This is a genomic window from Aureimonas jatrophae (assembly GCF_900104035.1).
Lineage (GTDB): Bacteria > Pseudomonadota > Alphaproteobacteria > Rhizobiales > Rhizobiaceae > Aureimonas > Aureimonas jatrophae.
In genome coordinates this window covers 216,741-235,965 of the sequence record NZ_FNIT01000001.1, presented here as the reverse complement: position 1 = coordinate 235,965, position 19,225 = coordinate 216,741, and the positions used below count along the sequence as shown (strand labels likewise).

The following is a 19,225-nucleotide window of genomic DNA, read 5'->3' as shown; positions in this document are numbered from 1 at the left end:
ACTGCTGCATGAACTAGCCCCATGAGCCACGACCGACCAGCCTTGCCCGACGCATCCGTTCTCGACAGCCTCACCGGCGCCGCGCTGCGCCTCTACCGATCGCGTCCCGCCGGCCGGCCGCGCCTCGTGCTCTTGATCCTGCACGGGCTGGCGGAACATGCCGGGCGCTATGCCCGCGTCATGGAGGAACTCGCGGCGCACGGCGTCGCGTCCTATGCGCACGACCAGCGCGGTCACGGCTCGACCACGGCGCAGGATGCGCCGCTTCGACGGTTCGCGTCCCGGCACGGCGCCTCCAAGATCGTTCGCGACACGCAGGCCGTGCGCTTGCGCGCCGAAGCCGACCATCCCGGCATCCCGATCGTCGTGCTCGGTCACTCGATGGGCGGACTCGTGGCGCTGAACTTCGCGCGCACCTTCGGATCCGGTCTGGCGGGCCTCCTCGTTTGGAACAGCAACTTCGACACCGGACCGTCGGTGGCCGCCGGGCGGCTGGCCCTACGCACCGAGCGCGCGTTGAAGGGATCCGACGTCGCCAGTGCGGTTTTCGCACGCGCGACCTTCGAAAGCTGGGCCAAAAGCGTTCCGGGCGCCCGCACGCCGGTCGATTGGCTGACCCACGATGCAACCGTCGTCGACCGCTATATCGCCGATCCGCTTTGCGGCTGGACGCCGACCGTGTCGATGGCCGAGGACGTGATCGAACTCATCCGAGCCGCCTCGCGCGAGACCAACCTCGCGGACCTGCCGCGCGAGCTGCCCATCCATTGTCTCGGCGGATCGGAGGACCCTGCAACGCGCGGAGGCGCGGCGGTCGAGCGCCTCGCGGAGCGGCTGCGGCATGCGGGCTCGCGCCGGGTCGAGACCTTGATCGTGCGGGGCGCGCGGCACGAAACGCTGAACGAGACCGAACCGATGCGAGGACGGGCGATCGCCGCACTCCACGCCTTTCTCGCGTCCGTTTCCGCCGACTAGCCGGTCAACCGGCTTCCCGCTCGGCTTGGCTCTCGTCCCAGACCAGCTTGAACTCACGCAGCTCGTCCGGCGTCAGGACATAGAGTTCGGCCGCCGGCGTTTCCATCGCATGGATCCAGACGCGGGGATCGACACCCATATCCACCAGCAGCTGCTGGCAGCGGGCGGTGGTGGTCTGGATATCGCCGATCGAGCGGTCGATATCGCGCAGGGCGGCTGACGGGTCCGCCGCGTAGACCTGATGGACGCCGATCCAGGCGCCTTCGCCCGCGGCACGCGCTGTTCCACCGGCGAAGACCAGCGGGCAGGCCGAAGCGCAGTAGCCGTCGGCCGGCACGCGCGTTTCGAGACCGCGCTCCCGTAGAAGACGCGCCATCGCAAGCGCGTCCTCGACGGAGCCACCCGGCGAGTGGAGAACGAGACGAGTGACGCCCTCACCGCCCGCTCCCTTCAGCGCCGCCCGAAGCCGTTCCGCCGTGCCAGGATCGATCCGTCCGACGGCGGCCAGCTCACCGTCCGCCACGCGTTCGAAGCGCATGGATGCGGCGAGCGCGCCGCCGTCCAACGGCTCGCTGAAGCCGGGGATGCGGGGCACGCCGCGATCGGGCGCAACCGGCAGCGCGCGTGGCAGATAGGGTCGAAGCTGATCCCCTGGCCGTGCGGGGGCGAGCGGCATGGGTTGCGTGCGCTCGGTGCGGGCCGCGTCGCGCCCTGCCTCGAGCCCGGCCTGGAAATCCTGCCATAGGATCGTGGCACCCAGCGTCAGCAGGCCGAAGAAGATCAGGCGCAGCACCGCGCCGTCTGGGATCGCGAGCAGCCACCGTTCGAGCCGCCCCGGCGAGGCATGGACGTCGCTCATCGCCTAGCGGGACTGGCGCACGGGCGCGAAGGACGGCTCGTTTTGCTGCACGACATCGTCGTCCGGAACCAGCGCCGGCCCCTCGCGCGGCGGCGACGCCTGGATACCGCCATCCACGGCGGCCAGACGCTGCTGAAGGCGCAGCGCCCGCATCATGTCGAGGGCGCTCATGTCGCCGAACTCCGCCTCGTCCTCCCCTTCCTCGCGCCGGATCTGGTCCTGGACGATGCACAGGATGAAGACGAGGACGGCGGGCATCAGGTCGATCGAGATGGCGCCCGCCCAGGACGGCAGGAAGTCGCGCGCATACATCACCACCGCTTCCGGCGCCGAAAGCGGGACGAAGCGCACGGGCTCGACATAGGGACGGTCGAGGATAGCATCGGCCGCCTGCGCCAGGACCTGGCTTTGCTGGCGGACCGCCGCCCCGACCTGCTCCACCACCGCAGTCTGACGCCCCTGAAGCGCGGCATCCGAGCCGTCGGCGGCGGGCGCGATGAAGGTGCGCCCGAGGTCTTCCGCCGCCCGGCGCACGGACGGGGCGACCGAGGTCTGCTGCAGCGAGCCGATGATGCCGGCGAGTTCTGTCGCCTGGGCCGCGTATTCGGTGCCGCGCGCCTTCACGCTGCCATCGGTCGCCACGATGCGACGCATCTCGGCCAAGCGCTTGCCGCCGTCCTCGAAAAGATCGCGCACGGCCTCGCGCGAACCCTCGATCTCGGTCTGCAGGCTGCCGAGCTGGCTCGACATCTGCTGCAGAAGCTGAACCACGGTGCCCGAACCGGAGGTACCGGTCAGCGCGCCCGAGGAGCGCTCCTCGTCCGCGAGACGCGCGAAGCGCTGCGAGGCCAGCTGGATGTCGGGCAGAAGGCTCTGGGCGGCGAGCGCGTTCTCGTGCGCCTGGTTGAGCTTGCCCTGATATTCCTCGGTGGTGACCGACATGTGCTGCTCGAGCGCCGCCGCTCCCGCCAGCGCCGCCGCGTTCAGCCAGGCGCTCATCGCCATGATCATGCCGGCGCCCAGCGCCATCGCGAGGTAGAGCATCCGCCGTCCGGCCGGGCGGCGCACATGCGGCATGATCCGCATGAGGTAGCTCCAGAAGGCATAGATGCCGACGGAAACGGAGACCGAGTAGATGATCGCACCGAAGAACACGGTGGACGCGTCGCCGTCCAGAAGCTCGCGAACGCCCAGGTAGGTGAAGACGCCGCTCGCGGTCGCGAGGATGGCGAGCGTCATCCGGGTGGTCAGTTCCAGCCGGGCGACTTGGCCGCGCAGCGTGTAGGAATGCGATGCGGCCATGACGCTTAAGATCCTCGGGGCGCGAATCGGAACGAGGGTCGCCCGAAGCCCGAGGATTAAGCAAACATTAAGGCTGCGCTAGGACGTGCCTCAGGCCGACGCGTAGACGAGGTCCGAGCCGAGATGGACCCGCGCGAAACGCAGTTCCAGCGGGCGGTCCTGATAGGAGCAGATCAGTCGGCGCAGCTTGAGGATGGACGTGTCCTCCTTGATCTTGAAGTTGCGCTTGTCGGCCGCGGTCGCCGCCTCGGCGGTCACGCTCTCGCGCTTGTGGGTGGCGAGATCGTGGCCCGTCCAGCGCGCGAAGGCGAGTTGTTCCAGCGCGTCCTGAGACAGGTCGCGCGCGCTGGCGTCCACGCGCAGGTAGACCTCCTCCGTCATGAACATCCGGCCGAAATGGGTGCGGCGGCGCTCGAACTGGAGAACCGGCGTCCGGGCATTGACCTGCAGAAGGTCGGCCGCGTCCGCAGGTGCCACGGCAAGGTGGACGCCGCCGATCTCGACCTCTCCCGAGACGCGTTCGCCGCTGCGGTCTACGACGTTGGAGAAGCGCGAGCGCATCTTGCCGGTGGTGAAGTCGGTGACCACCGTACCCTTGCCCTGCTGGCGCTCCAGGAGCTTGTGCTCGGTCAGGATGTCGAAGGCCTTGCGCACCGTGCCCAGACTGATGCCAAGCGAACGGGCGATCTCGGCCTCGTTCTCGATCGACTGGCCGGGCGCCCAGGCGCGCGACACGATGCGCGCGATGAACTCGTCGGCGACCTGCTGGTAGAGCGGACGGGTATTGAACGGCTTGGCGAGCGACATGACACATCCTTTGAAAGACGCGCCACCATACTCATGGTTGTACAATCAATGCAACCCATGAGTGTTACATCGTACGAAGTTCTTCCTCAGGTCGTACGCGCTGGGCAGCCGTAGCACGGATCCATTCACGTGTCCGCGCCTCGGGATCGGGATTTCGCGTGATGTCGGTGACCACCGCCGCGCTGTCGGCGCCGTTCTCGAGAACCGCGCGAAGACGCTCGTCAGGGTTGAGTCCGCCGATCGCCACCAACGGCAGGTCGCCGATCCGCGTGCGCCACTCGCGCAGCCTTTCGGGCGTCTGCGGCGCCCAGGGCATCGCCTTCAGGATGGTCGGCCATATCGGTCCGAGCGCGACGTAATCGGGCTCCACACGCAGCGCCATTTCCAACTCGCGCCGGTCGTGCGTCGAGACGCCCAAGCGCAGATCCGCCCGCCGTATCGCGCCGACATCCGCTGCCGCCAGGTCCTCCTGGCCGAGATGCACGATGTCCGCTCCCTCCTCGATCGCCAGACGCCAATGGTCGTTGACGACCAGCGCGCAGCCATGCGCCCGGCAGACGGTGAGCGATCGGCGGATCTCGAGGCGCAGTCGGCTCTCTTGCATGCCCTTGGCGCGCAGCTGCACGAGACGCACGCCGAGCGGCACCAGCCGCTCGATCCAGTCCGCATCGTCGAGGATAAGATAGAACGGGTCGAGCTGCAGCGGTGGGGTCATGCCAGTGCCGCCCGCCCGAGGAGCGGGCTGGACGGCGCGGCCATGTCGCGCGGCTCCATCGCGCCGGCCTCGAAGGCCGCGCGCCCGGCTTCTACAGCCTGCCGGAAGGCTGCGGCCATGCGAACCGGATCGCCCGCGCTGGCCACGGCCGTGTTGAGAAGCACCCCGTCGAAGCCCAGCTCCATCGCGTCCGCCGCATGGCTGGGGCGCCCGAGGCCCGCATCCACGATCATCGGGACGTCCGGCAGGCGCTCGCGCAGCGAGCGCAAGCCGTAGCGGTTGTTGAGGCCGAGGCCCGAGCCGATCGGCGCGCCCCAAGGCATGAGAACACGGCAGCCGGCCTCGAGCAGACGCTCGGCCGTCCCCAGATCCTCGGTCGTGTAGGGTAGGACGTCGAAGCCGTCGTCGACTAGCGTGCGCGCCGCCTCGACCAGGCCGAAAACGTCGGGCGCGAGCGTGTCGTCGTCCGCGATGACCTCGAGCTTTACGAGGTTCGTGCCGAGCAGCTCGCGCGCCATACGCGCCGTCGTCACAGCCTCGCGCGCCGTATGGCAGCCCGCGGTATTGGGCAGGAACTCGACACCGAGATCGCGGATCTCGGACCAGAAGCCGGGCGCCCCCGTGCCGGCACCGGCGCTCTGCTCGCGCCGCAGCGATACCGTGACCAAGGCCGAGCCCGAAGCGCGCACCGCCTCGCGCATGATCGCCGGCGAGGGATAAAGCGCGGTGCCGAGCATCAAGCGCGACGCGTAGGTGCGATCGTAGAGCCGCATGGCGTCAGCCGCCCTGCATGGGTGAGAGGATCTCCACCGCGTCGTGCGCTCGCAGCAGTGTCGCGCCGCGTTCGCCGCGCGGCACGAACTCGCGATTGAGCGCGGTGGCGACGCCGGACGGCTCGAGTTCCAGTTCGGCGACCAAGGCGTCGAGATCGCAGGCCGCGACCTCGCGCGGCTCGCCGTTGACAAGAAGGATCATGCGAACTCCGACGCTTCGAGAGCGAGCCGCGCGGCCTCGGCGGAGACGTGCGGCGAGAGAAGGAAGCCGTGGCGGTAGAGGCCAGCGAAGGTGACGACCGAGCCCCGACGCGTCGCGGTCGGAAGGTTATCGGGCAGCGCCGGACGGCGCGCGGCGCCGGTTTCAAGGATCTCCCCTTCCGCGAAGGCGGGATGGAGCGTCGTCACGGCGGACAGGAGTTCCAACGTCGAGCGCACCGTCACCGGTCCGTCGTTCTCGCTCTCAACGGTGGTTGCGCCCACCATGAAGAGGCCGTCCCCGCGCGGCACGACGTAGATCGGCCAGCGCGGATGCAGTAGACGTACGGGGCGCGTCAGCGCGACATCCGGACAGCGCACGAGCAGCATCTCGCCGCGCACGCCCCGCAGACGCCGGGCCTCTGCCGCCCGGCCCCGGCAGTCCACGACGATCTCGCCGCGAAAGGCGGCGGGCTCGGCGTCGGAGCCGTAGAGGATCGTCGCTTTCAGCTCCTCCAGGCGCCGTGCCAGATCGCCGAGCGCCCGGCGCGGGTCGAGATGGGCTTCCTCGGGAAAGAACAGGGCACGCGAGAAGCGGCCGTCGAGGTCCGGTTCGAGGTCGGCGATCGCCTCGGCGTCCAGCGTCTCGTGGCCGCTGGTGCGACTGGCAAAGCGCCGAAGCTCGGCGCCGTCGCGGGGCGCGGCGAGAACCAGGGTGCCGCGCTGGTCGACATGCGTCTGCCGACGCCACCAGCCGATGCCTTCGAGCCCCGGTGCGACGATCGCATCTCCGGCGGTCTCCGCCTCGCAACGGGGCGCCAGCATCCCACCCGCCAGCCAGGAGGCGGCGCGCAGGCCCAGCCGAGGCGTCGCCTCGTGGATCACGACCTCGCGCCCCGCCTCCGCGAGGCGGACGGCCGTGGTGAGACCCGCAACGCCCGCACCCAAGATTGCGACGGGCATCATGCGGCGCTCCAGCGGTTCAGCGCCAAACAGGTGGGGTTCGGATCGTCGGTCATGCAGCGCCATCCCTACGCCAGTCTGAGCTGGATCAGGTTCGAAGGGTCGCCGCGCCCATCTGGCGGCCTCTCAGTTCCCTGCCGGAACTCCCCTTGGTTGGCTGCAAGCGTAAGCCATGGCGCGCCGGTGTCAACCGACGCGCCGGTCCGGCCTCAGGCGTCCAGAACGTCCTTCGAGGCGACCGTCGAGTCGGCGTTCAGCCGGTAGACGATGGGAACGCCGGTCGCGAGCTCGCGGCTGACGATCTCCTCGCCCGTCAGGCCGTCAAGCGCCATGATCAACGCGCGCAGCGAGTTGCCATGGGCCGCGACAATCACGGTGCCGCCGGCCAGGACGCGCGGCTGGATCGTGTGAATGTAGTAGGGCCAGACGCGGGCGCCGGTGTCCTTGAGCGACTCGCCGCCCGGCGGGGGCACGTCATAGGAGCGGCGCCAGACATGCACCTGCTCCTCACCCCACTTGGCGCGGGCGTCGTCCTTATTGAGGCCCGATAGATCGCCATAGTCGCGCTCGTTCAGGGCCTGGTCGCGGATCGTCTCGAGCCCGGTCTGCCCGGTGCGGTCGAGGATCAGGTCCAGCGTGCGCTGGGCGCGGCTCAGAACGCTGGTGAAGGCAATGTCAAAATGGAGGCCGGCCGCCTTCAGGCGATCGCCGGCCGCGTTCGCCTCGGCGACACCCTGCTCCGTCAGGCCCGGATCGCGCCAACCCGTGAAGAGGTTCTTGAGGTTCCACTCGCTCTGGCCGTGGCGCACGAGAACGAGGGTTCGGTTCGAGGTCGAGGACATAGGGGTCTGGCTTCCTCCGTTGGATGGTCAGGCGGGACGCGCGAGGCCGAGGACGTCGCGCATGGAGTAGAGGCCGGGCGGCTGCGAGGCGGCCCAGGTCGCCGCGCGCAGGGCGCCGCGCGCGAAGATGGCCCGGTCCTCGGCGCGGTGCGTCAGCTCGATACGCTCGCCCTCGCCAGCCAGGATCGCCGCGTGCTCGCCGACCACCGAGCCGCCGCGCAGCGTGGCAAAGCCGATGGCGCCTTGCGGCCGCGCACCGGTGTGCCCGTCGCGCACGCGCACGCTGGTCCCGTCCAGGTCGACGCCACGCCCCTGCGCCGCGGCCTGCCCCAGAAGCAGCGCCGTGCCGGATGGCGCATCGACCTTGTGACGGTGGTGCATTTCCAGGATCTCGATGTCGAAGAGCTCGGCCGGCAGGGCTCTTGCCGCCTCTTCCAGCAGCACCGCGAGAAGGTTCACGCCAAGGCTCATGTTCCCGGACTTCACGATGCGCGCGCCCGCAGCCGCCTCGACGATCCGTGCGTCGTCGCCCGGCGTGCAGCCGGTCGTGCCGATCACGTGAACGAGGCCGCGACGCGCCGCCAGCGCAGCGATCGCGACGCTGGCGGCGGGCGCGGTGAAGTCGATCACGGCGTCCACGCGCTCGAGCGCCGCGCCGGCATCGGTCTCGACACGAAGCCCCGGCGGCCCGCCGAGCCCGGCGGCGTCCGTGCCGGCGAGTTCGGACCCCTCGCGCTCCAGGGCCGCCGCGACGCGCAGGCCCGGCGTCTCGCCGGCGAGGTGAAGGAGCGTGCGCCCCATGCGCCCGCCCGCTCCCAGGATCGCCAGCCGCAGGTCTTCGCTCATGATACCCTTGCCCTCGCCTCTTGCGCCTCGTCGTCCTCGACCGTGTCGGGCCGCATGGCGTTGAGGCGGGCGTAGAGGCCGCCCGGCCGCGCCATGAGTTCGTCGTGCGAGCCGTGCTCGGCGATCCGACCCCGATCCACGACGAGGATCTGCTCGGCGTGGCGCACGGTCGACAGGCGATGGGCCACGACGATCACGGTTCGCTCGCGCATCGCCTCGTCGAGCGCGCGCTGCACCAGCGCCTCGGAGCGCGAGTCGAGTGCCGAGGTCGCCTCGTCGAGCACGAGGATCGGGGCATCGCGCAGCAGCGCACGAGCGATCGACAGGCGCTGACGCTGACCGCCCGACAGGGTCAGCCCGTTCTCGCCGACCGGCGTGTCGTAGCCGAGCGGCGCCGCCAAGATGAACTCCTCGGCCTGGGCCCGGCGGGCGGCGTCCTCGACCTCGGCGTCGCTCGCCTCCGGCCGGCCGAAGCGGATGTTGTCGCGGATCGTGCCCTCGAACAGGGTCGGATGCTGCGGCACGTAGGAGATCTGCCGCCGCAGCGACGATTGCTGGACTCCCGCGATATCCTGCCCATCGATCAGGATGCGGCCGGCCTCGGGGTCGTAGAAGCGCTCGAGAAGCGCCAGAACGGTGGTCTTGCCGCCGCCCGACGCGCCGACCAGCGCCGTGGTGCGCCCCGCGGGGGCGGTAAAGGACAGCCCGCGCAGAACGGGCTCGCCGGGATGGTAGCCGAAGCGCACATCCTCGAACCGCACCTCGCCGTTTGCGACGCGAAGCGGCACGGTGCCCGACCGATCGGCCTGCTCCGGCGTCTCGTCGAGAATCTCGTAGATCATCTGCGCGTTCACCAGCGCGCGCTCGAGCTGAACCTGAAGCCGAGCGAGGCGGCGGGCGGGATCGTAGGCGAGGAGCAGCGCCGTGATGAAGGCGAACATCGCGCCGGGCGAGGTGCCGTAGACGATCGCGCGATAGCCCGACCAGGCGATCACGGCCGCGACGGCCAGGCCTGCGACGGTCTCGGTGACGGGGCCGGAGCGTTCCGTGATCGTGGCGATCCGGTTGGAGCGCTCCTCGGCGGCGCGGATCAGCGTCTCGGTCCGGTCCTGGAGACCCGCCTCCATGGTGAAGGCCTTCACCACGTGAATGCCCTGGACGGTTTCCTGCATGGCGCCGAGCACGCGGGCATTCAGATCCACCGACTGGCGTGTCGCCTTGCGCAGCTTGCGCGACAGGCGCGCGATCATGATGGCGATCGGTGGCCCGGCGGTGAGCGCGATCAGCGACAGCACCCAGTCCTGCCAGATCATCGCGAAGACCAGGAAGATCAGCGTCAGGAGATCGCGCGCGATCGAGGTGACCGTGAGGTTCAGCGTGTCGCGCACGCCCGAGACGTTCTGGTTGATGCGGGCGGCGAGCTGGGCAGACCGGGTGCGGTTGAAGTATCCGACCGACAGGCTCGTCAGATGCTCGAAGAGGCGACGCTGGTAGCGGGCGACGACGTCGTTGCCGATCCGGGCGAGGATGACGCCCTGCCCGTAGGTCGCAAAGCCGCGAACGAGGAACGACAGGAACACAGCGACCGGAAGCGAGAACAGGACGGCCCGGTTGCCCGCCACGAAGATCTGGTCGATCACGTCGCGCATGATCCAGGCCAGAAACGCCGTGGACAGCGCCACGAGGACGAGACAGACCACCGCCACCGCGTATCCGCGCAGGTGGGCCCGCCCGTTCTCGGCAATCACGCGGCGCAGGACGCGCCAGGCCTGGCCCCGTTCCTCCGGGGCGGAGAGCGACAGGGTCTTCTTCAAGCCGGCCCGTTCAGATGATGTCGGCCGTCACACAAACGCGGCTCGCGGCGGCTCTATAGCCGCAAAGCCGGTTTCTGCCTACCGCCGTGGCCGTGATCAGACGCGCGTCCAGCGCCGACCGGTCGTCTCGAGACCGTAGAAGCGCGGCGAACGGGCGAAGGTGGCCAGGCCCGCCAGGGCCGCCAGCGGCAGCGTGATCGCGAACAGAGGGATGTCGCGGAGGAGTTCCGCGTGGGGCGCCTTGTCCTCGAAGGCGGCGCGAATCTCGGCCGGACGCAGCATCGGCACGAGGCGACCGAAGATGCCGCCCGCGATGTAGACGCCGCCGCGCGCCATGAAGATCAACGCCAGATCGCCGGCGACGCGGCCGAGATAGGTTGCGAACAGATGGACAGCCTCGGATGCCCGCGCATCCTCGTTGCGCAGCGCCGCGTCGCTCACCTCGGCCGGCGTGACGTGGCTCGCTTCCACACCGTCCGTCCGGCAGATTGCACGGTAAAGGTTCACGAGGCCGCGTCCGCACAGGACCTGCTCGGCCGACACGCGCCCCTCGATCGTGTCGAGGTGAGGCCAGAGCGCGCGGTCGCGATCGGTGCGGGGTCCGAGGTCGATGTGGCCGCCCTCGCCCGCCACCGGGATCCACATCTTGCGCGCGCGCACGAGGCCGGCCACGCCGAGGCCGGTGCCGGGCCCCACGACGACGCGGCTCGCGCCCTCGCGCACGGTGCCGCCGCCGATCTGCGTGCGTCCCGTCTCCGGCAAGGCGGAGACGGCCAGCGCCTGCGCCTCGAAGTCGTTGAGAACGATGACCTCCTCGAAGCCGAGATCGCGGATCAGGTCGCGCGGGCGCACCACCCAGGGGCAGTTGGTGAGGTCGATCTCGTCGCCGTCAATCGGACCGGCGACGGCCAGAACGGCCGAGCGCGGCTGAAGCGACGTCTTGTCGAGGACGCTGTCCTGGATCGCGTCATCGATGTTCTTGAAGTCGGCGGTCTGGACGACCGGAAAGGTCTTGGGCTCAGCGAAGGCGTCCACCAGAATCGCGAAGCGGGCGTTGGTGCCGCCGATGTCCCCGATCAGAATCGGGAACTTCAAGGCGTCGGCGCTCTCGTGCGTGGCGGTCATACGTCACCCGTTTCAATCGTTTGAAGCCGTCTGCGCCCTCCCCCTAGCATTCGAAGGGCGGCGGCAAAAGCCGCGCTCAGCCGCCCGGGCGAAAACGGGGCATCGGCATGCCGCCGGAGGGGGCGGCAGCGGTTGGCGGCGCGGCAACGGGCTCGGGCGCCGCATAGGCTGCGGCCGGCGGCGACGCCACGGGACGGGCGGCGGCCGATACCGTCGCGCCCGGCGCGTCCGGCTCCTTCAGAACTGCTGCGCACGCCTTCGGCAGCGCGGTCATGAAGATCGGCGGCGGCTTCTTGTAGGGTTTGGCGTTCGGTGGCGGCGGCTGCAGGGCGACGTCGAACCACCAGTCGAGCTTGTCGCAGCCGTCGCCCTTGCCGGTCGACTCCTGCGGCTCGCAGCTCTTGGAGCCGGGCAGGCACTTCATGCGGACATGGAAATGGTAGTCGTGGCCGTACATGGGCCGCACCTTGTTGAGCCAGGCCCGGTCGCGTCCCGCCACCTTGCACAGCTTCTCCTTGATGCCGGGGTGAACGAAGATGCGCTCCACCTGCGGCTCCTCGGCCGCCGTCTTGATGAGCGCCGCCATCTGCGGGCGCCAGCGGCGCTCGTCGAGATGGCGCGTTTTCGGATCGATCACGGACGGCAGCGGCATCGAATCGCGCTCCGCGTTCGACAGGCGTCGGTTCGGCATCTCGGTCAGGTAGATGTCGGCGTCGAGGCCGATCTGGTGCGAGGCATGGCCGTCGCGCATCGGGCCACCGCGCGGCTGAGCCATGTCGCCGAACAGGAGGCCACGCCAACCGGCCTCGGCCGCCGCGTCGCGCGAGATGCGTTGAAGCAATGCGATCATGGCGGGATGGGCGAAGGCCCGGTTGCGCGACGGCTTCATGACCTGCCAGGTCGGACCGTCGGCCGGCATGGCCATGCCGCCCTGCAGGCAGCCGCGCGAATAGAACCCGATCGCGGCCGGTGGTCCCTCCGAGGGGCGGGCCTCCGCGCCGAAGAGTTCCTTGGCCGGTGTCTGGGCGAGCGTCGTACCGGTACCGGTCAGGAAGAGAGCCGCCAGCAGAGCCGCAGAGCGCCCATGTTTCGCCATCTGCCCCATGATCCCACTCTCCACGCGTCGCAGCGCCACCTGTCGGCGGCGCCCCGGGCGAAACTAAGGCGGGCGGATAGCTTGGAGCTTGCGCGGTGGATCAGACCGGCGCGTCGGCCTTGTTGCGGTCGGAGGCATAGAGCGCGTCGATCACGCGCTGGTTGAGCACCGACTCCTCCAGGCTGAACAACCGCTCGTCGGAACCGGCGACCACGCGCGCGAAGGCCTCGGCCTGCAGCCGGTACTGGTCGGCGGCGCCAAAGCGCCAGGACTCGGCATGGCCGTGATTCTGGTCGTGCCAGTGGACGGCCGCCTGGGCATAGAGGCCGGCGTTGAAGGCGCCGTCGACCTCAATGAAACCGTCGGTGCCATGGAATACCATGGTCTGGCGCGCGGCGAGCTGGGTGGAAAGGTAGAAGCTCAGGCGGAACGCGCCGAAGTCGACCTCGCATTCCGAGAAGATATCGGTACCGAACCGGGCGTCGCGCTCGATGCGCGCCCGGGCGCTGACGGGCTCGAGTCCGGTCGAAAGCCGTGTCGTCACCACCGGGTAGACGCCGATGTCCGGCAAGGCGCCGCCGCCGAGCTCGACCTGGTTTCGCATGTTGGCGGGGTCGACGTTGTGGTAGCTGAAGGCGCCCTGCACGTGTCGCAGGCGACCGATGCGGCCCTCCTCGATCAAGCGACGCACGAGGAGCCACTGCGGGTGGTAGCGCACCATGAAGGCCTCGGCGACCTGAACGCCGTGCTGGTCGCGCGCCTCGATCAGCGGCTGGATCTGGTCGGCGTGAAGCGCCAGAGGCTTCTCGACCAGCACGTGCTTGCCGGCCTCGATCGCCTTGAGCGTCCACTCCACATGCTGCGAGGTCGGCAGCGGAATGTAGACGGCGTCCACCTCCGGGCTCTCCAGCATCGCCTCGTAGGAGCCGAAGGCATGCGGCGCGCCGAAATGGAGCGCCAGCGTCTCGGCGCGCGAGCGGTCGCGGCTAGCGATCGCCTCCAGGCGGCAGCCTTCTGCCTTCAGAACGGCAGGAATGACCTGCTCGCGGGCGATCTTCGCCCCGCTCATGATACCCCAGCGCAGCATGGTCTTCCCTCCCTTTGTCGTTCCAGACCTCAGGCGCGCAGCGTCGCGCCGGTCGCCTTGGCGACCGCGGCGACGATCTTGCCCGAGACGGCGTCCAGATCCTCGTCGGTCAAGGTGCGGTCCTGCGGCAGGAGCGTGACCTCGATCGCGACGGACTTGGCGCCCTCGCCCAGCGCTCCGCCCTCGAACACGTCGAAGACGCGGACGTCGCCGATCAGCTTGCGATCCGCACCCTCCGCAGCGCGCACGACGCGCAGCGCCTCGACGTCGCGCGGAACCGCGAAGGCGAAGTCGCGCCGCACCGGCTGGAAGGGCGACAGCTGCAGGACCGGCTTGGTGCGCGTCGCCTTGCGCTTGGCCTCGGGCGCCTCGTCGAGAAAGACCTCGAAGGCGGCGAACGTGCCGGTCGTGCCGAGACGCTTGAGGACGCTCGGATGCAGCTCGCCGAACTCGGCCAGAACGGTCTTGGGTCCCAGCTTCACGCGGGCGGAGCGGCCGGGATGATACCAGGCGCTTGCAGGCGTCTCGAACTGCAGGCGCTCCACCGGCACGCCGGCCGCCTCCAGCGCGGCAAGCGCGTCGGCCTTGGCGTCGAACACGCCGACATTGGGCGCCGCGCCGCTCCAGTCGCGTCCGCCGCCGGTCAGCTTGGCCGTGCCCCGGCGCACGCCGCCGGCCACGCGCCGCTGCCCTTCGGGCTTGTCGGAGCGGTAGACGGCGGCCACCTCGAAGAGCGCCGTGTCGGGGTAGCCGGCGCGCGCGTTGCGTGCCGCCGCCGACACGAGGTTCGGCAGGAGCGAGGGGCGCATGTCCGAAAGGTCCGCTGCGATCGGGTTGTCGAGGCGCAAGCTGGCCTCGCCGCCGCCGAAGGCCTCCGCCGCCTCGCGCGACACGAAGCTGTAGGTTACGGCCTCCAGCATGCCGCGCGTGGCGAGTGCCCGGCGCACGGTGCGGTCGCGCACCTGCGCGTTGGTCAGGACCCGCTGGTTGACGCCCGACAGGCGCGGCAGCGGCTGCGGCTCGATCCGGTCGACGCCGACGAGGCGCATGACCTCCTCAACGAGATCGGCCTTGCCGTCGATGTCCGGGCGCCAGCTCGGCGGCACGACCTCGGCGGACGCCGCATCCGCACCGACACGCACCTCGAAGCCGAGGCGCGTGAGGATATCGCGCTGCTGCTCGAAGGGCACCGCCAGGCCGGTCAGCCGCTCGACCTCGGTTGCCGGCAGCTGGATCGGCTCGCGCACCGGCGCCTCGCTCCCTTCCACGACGGCATGCGTGGGCTGGCCTCCGCAGAGCTCCACCACCATGCGGGTCGCCAGTTCCAGGCCCGGCTCGTTGAAGGCGGGATCGACGCCGCGCTCGAAGCGATAGCGCGCATCCGTCGAGATGCCGAGCGTGCGCCCCGTGCGGGCGATGGCGAGCGGTTCCCACAGCGCCGACTCGATCAGGACGTCGGTGGTCGCCTCGTCGCAGCCGGAATGCTCGCCGCCCATGATGCCGGCGATCGATTCGACGCCGTTCGCGTCGGCGATCACGCAGGCGCCCTCGGGCAGCGCGTAGGTGCGCCCGTCGAGCGCCAGGATTTCCTCGCCTGCCGCGGCGCCGCGAACGTGCAGCGTGTCGCCCGCCACCTTCGCGGCGTCGAAGACGTGGAGCGGCCGTCCCCGGTCGAAGGTCAGGTAGTTGGTGATGTCCACCAGCGCGTTGATCGGGCGCAGGCCGATGGCGCGCAGCCGCTGCTGCATCCAGTCGGGCGACGGGCCGTTCCGCACGCCGCGCACGAGGCGCAGCGCGAAGCGACGGCAGACCGGGCTCTCGATCGCGACGCGCACCGGGCAGTCGCCCTCACCCGTGACTGGCTCGACCGTGTCGGCCTTGAGCGTGCCGAGACCCGATGCAGCGAGATCACGCGCGATGCCGCGGATGCTGGTCGCGTCGGGGCGGTTCGGGGTCAGGCCGATCTCGATCACCGGATCGACGAGCCCGCGCCACGCCGCGAAGCTCGCGCCGACCGGCGCGTCGGCCTGCAGGTCGATGATGCCGTTGTGTTCATCCGAGAGCTGCAGCTCGCGCTCCGAGCACATCATGCCGAAGCTCTCGACGCCCCGGATCTTGCCGACGCCCAGCGTCGTGTCGATGCCGGGGACGTAGGTTCCCGGCAGGCCGAGGACGCCGACGAGCCCGGCACGCGCGTTGGGCGCGCCGCAGACGATCTGAAGCGGCTTGCCCTCGTTGACCGCCGGACCCGCATCGACGGTCAGCACCTGCAGGCGTTCGGCGTCGGGATGGCGCTTGGCGTCGAGGACGCGCGCGATCACGAAGGGCGCGAGCTGCGCCTGCCGATCGATCGCCTCGACCTCGAGCCCCAGCGAGGTCAGCCGCTCGGCGATCTCGTCGAGCGAGGCCTCGGTCTCGAGGTGATCCTTCAGCCAGGACAGCGTGAACTTCATGGGATGCCTAAACTCGAATGGTCGCGACGTGTCGCGGAATCAGGGGCGGGTCGGCTGCGTGCCCGGCAGCCCGCCGGCGTGGACGAAGCGGTAGACGGACAGGGCGACCAGCGCGAAGACGACGTGGAGCAGGAGAAGCGTGCCGAGCGGCTGCGGCGCATCGAACGAGAAGCGCACGATCACGGTCGGCAGGAGGATGCCGACGGCGAGCGAGGCAAGCGTCGCCGGCGTGCCCGGCAGATAGGCGTAGAGCGCGGAGAAGAGCGCGACCGTCACCAGGGCGAGCACATAGTATCCGGCCGAGGCCGCGACCGTTCCGAACGGGATGTCCTGGAACAGCCATCCGACCAGAGCGGTCGCCAGCAGTCCGATGATCGAGCCCGCCACGACCGCGATGAACTCCACCACGGTGAAACGCGCGATGCCGGCGGCGCCAGGGGCCATGGGATTCTTCCTCGGGAAGGCGTGGACGGTGTCCGGTCATGCCCGCCTTTCGGAAGCGGGTCAAACCGGCGGAGGGATCAGGCCGACAGGCCGCCGAAGAGCGTCGGCATGTCGAGCGGACGGAAGCCGTAATGCTCGATCCAGCGCGCGTCCGCGTCGAAGAAGGCGCGCAGGTCCGGCATGCCGTATTTCAGCATCGCGATGCGGTCGATGCCCATGCCCCAGGCAAAACCCTGGTACTCGTCGGGATCCAGCCCGCCCGCCCGCAGGACGTTGGGATGGACCATGCCGCAACCCAGGATCTCCATCCAGTCGCTGCCCTCGCCGAAGCGCACCTCGCCGGGACGCGAGCGGTCGCACTGGATGTCGACCTCCATCGAGGGTTCGGTGAACGGGAAGAAGGACGGGCGAAAGCGCATGTTGACCTTCGGCACCTCGAAGAAGGCCTCGCAGAAGGTCTGCAGCACCCACTTCATGTTGGCGACGTTGGCGGTGCGGTCGATCACCAGTCCCTCGACCTGATGGAACATCGGCGAGTGGGTCGCGTCGGAATCCTGACGGTAGGTCTTGCCGGGGATGACGATGCGGATCGGCGGCTTCTGTGCCTCCATCGTGCGGATCTGAACAGGCGACGTGTGCGTGCGCAGCACCTTGCGCTCCCCGTCCGCACCGGCGGGCAGGAAGAACGTGTCGTGCATCTCGCGCGCGGGATGGCCGACGGGAAAGTTCAGCGCGGTGAAGTTGTAGTAGTCGGTCTCGATGTCCGGCCCCTCCGCCACCGAGAAGCCGAGGTCGGAGAAGATCGCGGTGATCTCGTCGATCACCTGGCTGATCGGGTGGAGACGGCCGCGCGAAAGCGGCGACGAGCGCACCGGCAGCGTCACGTCGAGGCGCTCGGCGGCAAGGCGGGCCTCGATCGCGGCGCCGGCCAGCGTCTCGCGGCGCTCGCCAAGCGCTGCCTGCAACCGGTCGCGCAGACCGTTGATCGCGGGACCCGCCTCGCGTCGCTCCTCCGGGCTCATGCGCCCCAAGCCCTTCAGCAGCTCGGACACCTCGCCCTTCTTCCCCAGCGCCTCGAGGCGCACCGCCTCCAGAGCCGCCTCGTCGCCGGCCTCGGCCACGGCTGCGAGGTAGCGGGTCTCAAGCGCGGAAAGGTCGGTCACGGGCAGTCCTTGCGTACGGGCATCCGGGCGAGCGCAAACCAGCTCTCGCGGCAGGGGTCTTCCTAGAGGTTTGTGCCGCGCAAGAGCAAGCCTTCGGCTCATCGGGCGGGCTGGAACGCGAAAGGGGCCGCGCTCCCATCGGATCGCAGCCCCTTTTCAAAAGTCAAACGAAGCGCTCCTCGGGAGCGCCATGCCTTATCAGGCGGCGCGCTTCTCGCCGACCGCGCGGGCGTGCTCGGTCTGGCTGGTCTCGCCGATGTAGCCGAGGGCCGAACGCGACTGCTCGACCAGCGCGGCAAACGCCTCGGGCTCGTGGATCGCGATGTCGGACAGGACCTTGCGATCGACCTCGATGCCGGCCTTGTTCAGGCCGTCGATGAAGCGGGCGTAGGTCAGGCCGTGCTCGCGCACGCCGGCATTGATGCGCTGGATCCAGAGAGCGCGGAAGTTGCGCTTCTTGGCGCGGCGGTCGCGCGTGGCGTACTGCTTCGAGCGATCGACGGCGGCCTTGGCGGCGCGGATCGTATTCTTGCGACGGCCGTAGAAGCCCTTGGCGGCCTTCAGGACCTTCTTGTGCTTGGCGTGGGACGTAACGCCCCGCTTGACGCGTGCCATGATCTTATCTCCTTGAAATCTTTAGGTGCCCGGCCGCGCTCAGCGGTTGTAGGGCATGTAGATCTTGACGATCTTCGCATCGGCCTCATGCAGGATCATCGATCCGCGGCTATTGCGAATAAAGTCGTTGGAGCGCTTGATCATGCCATGGCGCTTGCCGGCGGGGCCGGCCTTCACCTTGCCGGTGGCGGTCATGCGGAAGCGCTTTTTGGCGCTCGCCTTCGTCTTCATCTTGGGCATTTGGCTCTCCTAGGGTCAGGATCGCGAACGCGGCGCAAGCGGCGCCCACCTGAAGCCCTAGGGCAGGAGTGGGTCCGGCCGGCACCGATCGAACATCAGTCGAAGGTCGCGACAGCTTTCGGAGCCGACATGGCATGCCCTGCCAGACGGCTCGTCGTTGAACGGGCGGCTTATAGCGATGCGTCACAGGAAACGCAATCAGCTGTCTCGAAACGAAAGAGGCGGGCCGCGAAGGGCCCGCCCATGTCTGGCGAGGCGCAAAGGCGCCCTGCCCGTGCTCAGCCCTTGGGCGCGAGCACCATCATCATCTGGCGACCCTCGAGCTTGGGCTCGGCCTCGACCTTTGAGATCTCGGCGGTCTCCTCGCGCACGCGGCTGAGGAGCTGCATGCCCAGCTCCTGGTGCGCCATCTCGCGGCCCCGGAAGCGCAACGTGACCTTGACCTTGTCGCCTTCCTCGAAGAAGCGGCGCACCGCCTTCATCTTGGTGTCGTAGTCGTGGTCGTCGATATTGGGCCGCATCTTGATCTCTTTGACCTCGATGATCTTCTGGCGCTTGCGCGCTTCGGCGGCCTTCTTCTGGCTCTCGTATTTCAAACGGCCCAGATCGACGATCTTGCAGACCGGGGGCGTTGCATTGGGCACGATCTCGACGAGGTCGAGACCCGCTTCCTCAGCCATGGCCAACGCGTCCGCGGTCGCTGTCACACCGCGATTCTGGCCGTCGGCATCGATCAGCTGAATCTGCGGGACGCGGATGTCGCGGTTGGAACGAGGGCCTTCCTTTTGAGTGGGCGGGGCGCGAAAGGGTCTGCGAATGGTCGTTGACTCCGGTTGACGACGATACTGGCGTTTGCGACATCTCGGCCGCCGCAGGGCGCGGGTCGGATCGCCGGGGGCGCCGCCCGC

Annotated in this window: 20 protein-coding genes and 1 riboswitch; of the genes, 1 reads left to right on the top strand and 19 read right to left on the bottom strand. The window is 69.4% G+C overall.

Annotation, left to right across the window (positions count from 1 at the left end; translation table 11 throughout):
• Window positions 1-21 precede the first annotated feature (21 nt).
• On the top strand, window positions 22-975 hold the full coding sequence (locus BLQ76_RS01120) for an alpha/beta fold hydrolase (RefSeq protein WP_090667655.1): 954 nt from the start codon (window positions 22-24) through the stop codon (window positions 973-975).
• Window positions 976-979: 4 nt separating this feature from the next.
• On the opposite strand, the gene BLQ76_RS01115 is transcribed toward BLQ76_RS01120, so the two are convergent.
• From BLQ76_RS01115 to infC, 19 genes are all read right to left on the bottom strand, one after another.
• Window positions 980-1,834 carry a COG3904 family protein gene (locus BLQ76_RS01115; protein ID WP_090667652.1) on the bottom strand — a complete coding sequence of 285 codons (855 nt, stop codon included), beginning with the start codon at window positions 1,832-1,834 and terminating at the stop codon, window positions 980-982.
• Between the two features lie 3 nt (window positions 1,835-1,837).
• Window positions 1,838-3,136 (bottom strand): hypothetical protein, encoded by a 1,299-nt coding sequence (locus BLQ76_RS01110; protein ID WP_210184128.1) that lies wholly within the window; start codon window positions 3,134-3,136, stop codon window positions 1,838-1,840.
• 90 nt (window positions 3,137-3,226) lie between these two features.
• Window positions 3,227-3,943 (bottom strand): GntR family transcriptional regulator, encoded by a 717-nt coding sequence (locus BLQ76_RS01105; protein WP_090667650.1) that lies wholly within the window; start codon window positions 3,941-3,943, stop codon window positions 3,227-3,229.
• Window positions 3,944-4,007: 64 nt separating this feature from the next.
• Window positions 4,008-4,646 carry a thiamine phosphate synthase gene (locus BLQ76_RS01100; protein ID WP_090669431.1) on the bottom strand — a complete coding sequence of 213 codons (639 nt, stop codon included), beginning with the start codon at window positions 4,644-4,646 and terminating at the stop codon, window positions 4,008-4,010.
• 8 nt (window positions 4,647-4,654) lie between these two features.
• A complete protein-coding gene (locus BLQ76_RS01095; protein WP_090667647.1) occupies window positions 4,655-5,431 on the bottom strand; it encodes a thiazole synthase in 777 nt (258 codons plus the stop codon).
• A gap of 4 nt (window positions 5,432-5,435) precedes the next feature.
• On the bottom strand, window positions 5,436-5,633 hold the full coding sequence (thiS, locus tag BLQ76_RS01090; RefSeq protein ID WP_090667644.1) for a sulfur carrier protein ThiS: 198 nt from the start codon (window positions 5,631-5,633) through the stop codon (window positions 5,436-5,438).
• Window positions 5,630-6,592, bottom strand: coding sequence for an FAD-dependent oxidoreductase (locus BLQ76_RS01085; RefSeq protein ID WP_090669427.1), 963 nt, complete (start codon window positions 6,590-6,592; stop codon window positions 5,630-5,632). The genes thiS and BLQ76_RS01085 overlap by 4 nt, the downstream gene beginning before the upstream one ends.
• 48 nt (window positions 6,593-6,640) lie before the next feature.
• Window positions 6,641-6,752, bottom strand: a riboswitch (TPP riboswitch).
• A 49-nt stretch (window positions 6,753-6,801) separates the two neighbouring features.
• Window positions 6,802-7,434 (bottom strand): 2,3-bisphosphoglycerate-dependent phosphoglycerate mutase, encoded by a 633-nt coding sequence (locus BLQ76_RS01080; protein ID WP_090667641.1) that lies wholly within the window; start codon window positions 7,432-7,434, stop codon window positions 6,802-6,804.
• Window positions 7,435-7,461: 27 nt separating this feature from the next.
• Complete coding sequence (gene dapB, locus BLQ76_RS01075; protein WP_090667639.1) at window positions 7,462-8,280, bottom strand: 4-hydroxy-tetrahydrodipicolinate reductase; 819 nt, start codon at window positions 8,278-8,280, stop codon at window positions 7,462-7,464.
• On the bottom strand, window positions 8,277-10,094 hold the full coding sequence (locus tag BLQ76_RS01070) for an ABC transporter ATP-binding protein (protein ID WP_090667637.1): 1,818 nt from the start codon (window positions 10,092-10,094) through the stop codon (window positions 8,277-8,279). Before BLQ76_RS01070 ends, dapB begins: the two co-directional genes overlap by 4 nt.
• 96 nt (window positions 10,095-10,190) lie before the next feature.
• Window positions 10,191-11,219, bottom strand: coding sequence for a glucokinase (locus BLQ76_RS01065; RefSeq protein WP_090667634.1), 1,029 nt, complete (start codon window positions 11,217-11,219; stop codon window positions 10,191-10,193).
• A 76-nt stretch (window positions 11,220-11,295) separates the two neighbouring features.
• The gene (gene mepA, locus BLQ76_RS01060) at window positions 11,296-12,315 is read right to left on the bottom strand and encodes a penicillin-insensitive murein endopeptidase (protein ID WP_090669424.1); all 1,020 of its coding nucleotides are present in this window, start codon (window positions 12,313-12,315) and stop codon (window positions 11,296-11,298) included.
• Between the two features lie 100 nt (window positions 12,316-12,415).
• Window positions 12,416-13,402, bottom strand: coding sequence for a Gfo/Idh/MocA family protein (locus BLQ76_RS01055; protein WP_090667631.1), 987 nt, complete (start codon window positions 13,400-13,402; stop codon window positions 12,416-12,418).
• A 29-nt stretch (window positions 13,403-13,431) separates the two neighbouring features.
• A complete protein-coding gene (gene pheT, locus BLQ76_RS01050; RefSeq protein ID WP_090667626.1) occupies window positions 13,432-15,855 on the bottom strand; it encodes a phenylalanine--tRNA ligase subunit beta in 2,424 nt (807 codons plus the stop codon).
• A gap of 39 nt (window positions 15,856-15,894) precedes the next feature.
• Window positions 15,895-16,299, bottom strand: a complete 405-nt coding sequence (locus BLQ76_RS01045; RefSeq protein WP_090667623.1) for a hypothetical protein — start codon at window positions 16,297-16,299, stop codon at window positions 15,895-15,897.
• Between the two features lie 77 nt (window positions 16,300-16,376).
• Window positions 16,377-17,462 (bottom strand): phenylalanine--tRNA ligase subunit alpha, encoded by a 1,086-nt coding sequence (gene pheS / locus BLQ76_RS01040; RefSeq protein WP_244519429.1) that lies wholly within the window; start codon window positions 17,460-17,462, stop codon window positions 16,377-16,379.
• A 198-nt stretch (window positions 17,463-17,660) separates the two neighbouring features.
• Window positions 17,661-18,077, bottom strand: a complete 417-nt coding sequence (gene rplT, locus BLQ76_RS01035) for a 50S ribosomal protein L20 (RefSeq protein WP_062011994.1) — start codon at window positions 18,075-18,077, stop codon at window positions 17,661-17,663.
• Between the two features lie 39 nt (window positions 18,078-18,116).
• Complete coding sequence (rpmI, locus tag BLQ76_RS01030) at window positions 18,117-18,317, bottom strand: 50S ribosomal protein L35 (RefSeq protein WP_090667618.1); 201 nt, start codon at window positions 18,315-18,317, stop codon at window positions 18,117-18,119.
• A 278-nt stretch (window positions 18,318-18,595) separates the two neighbouring features.
• Window positions 18,596-19,135: a translation initiation factor IF-3 gene (infC, locus tag BLQ76_RS01025; protein WP_090669422.1), complete on the bottom strand. Its 540-nt coding sequence runs from the start codon at window positions 19,133-19,135 to the stop codon at window positions 18,596-18,598.
• Window positions 19,136-19,225 lie beyond the last annotated feature (90 nt).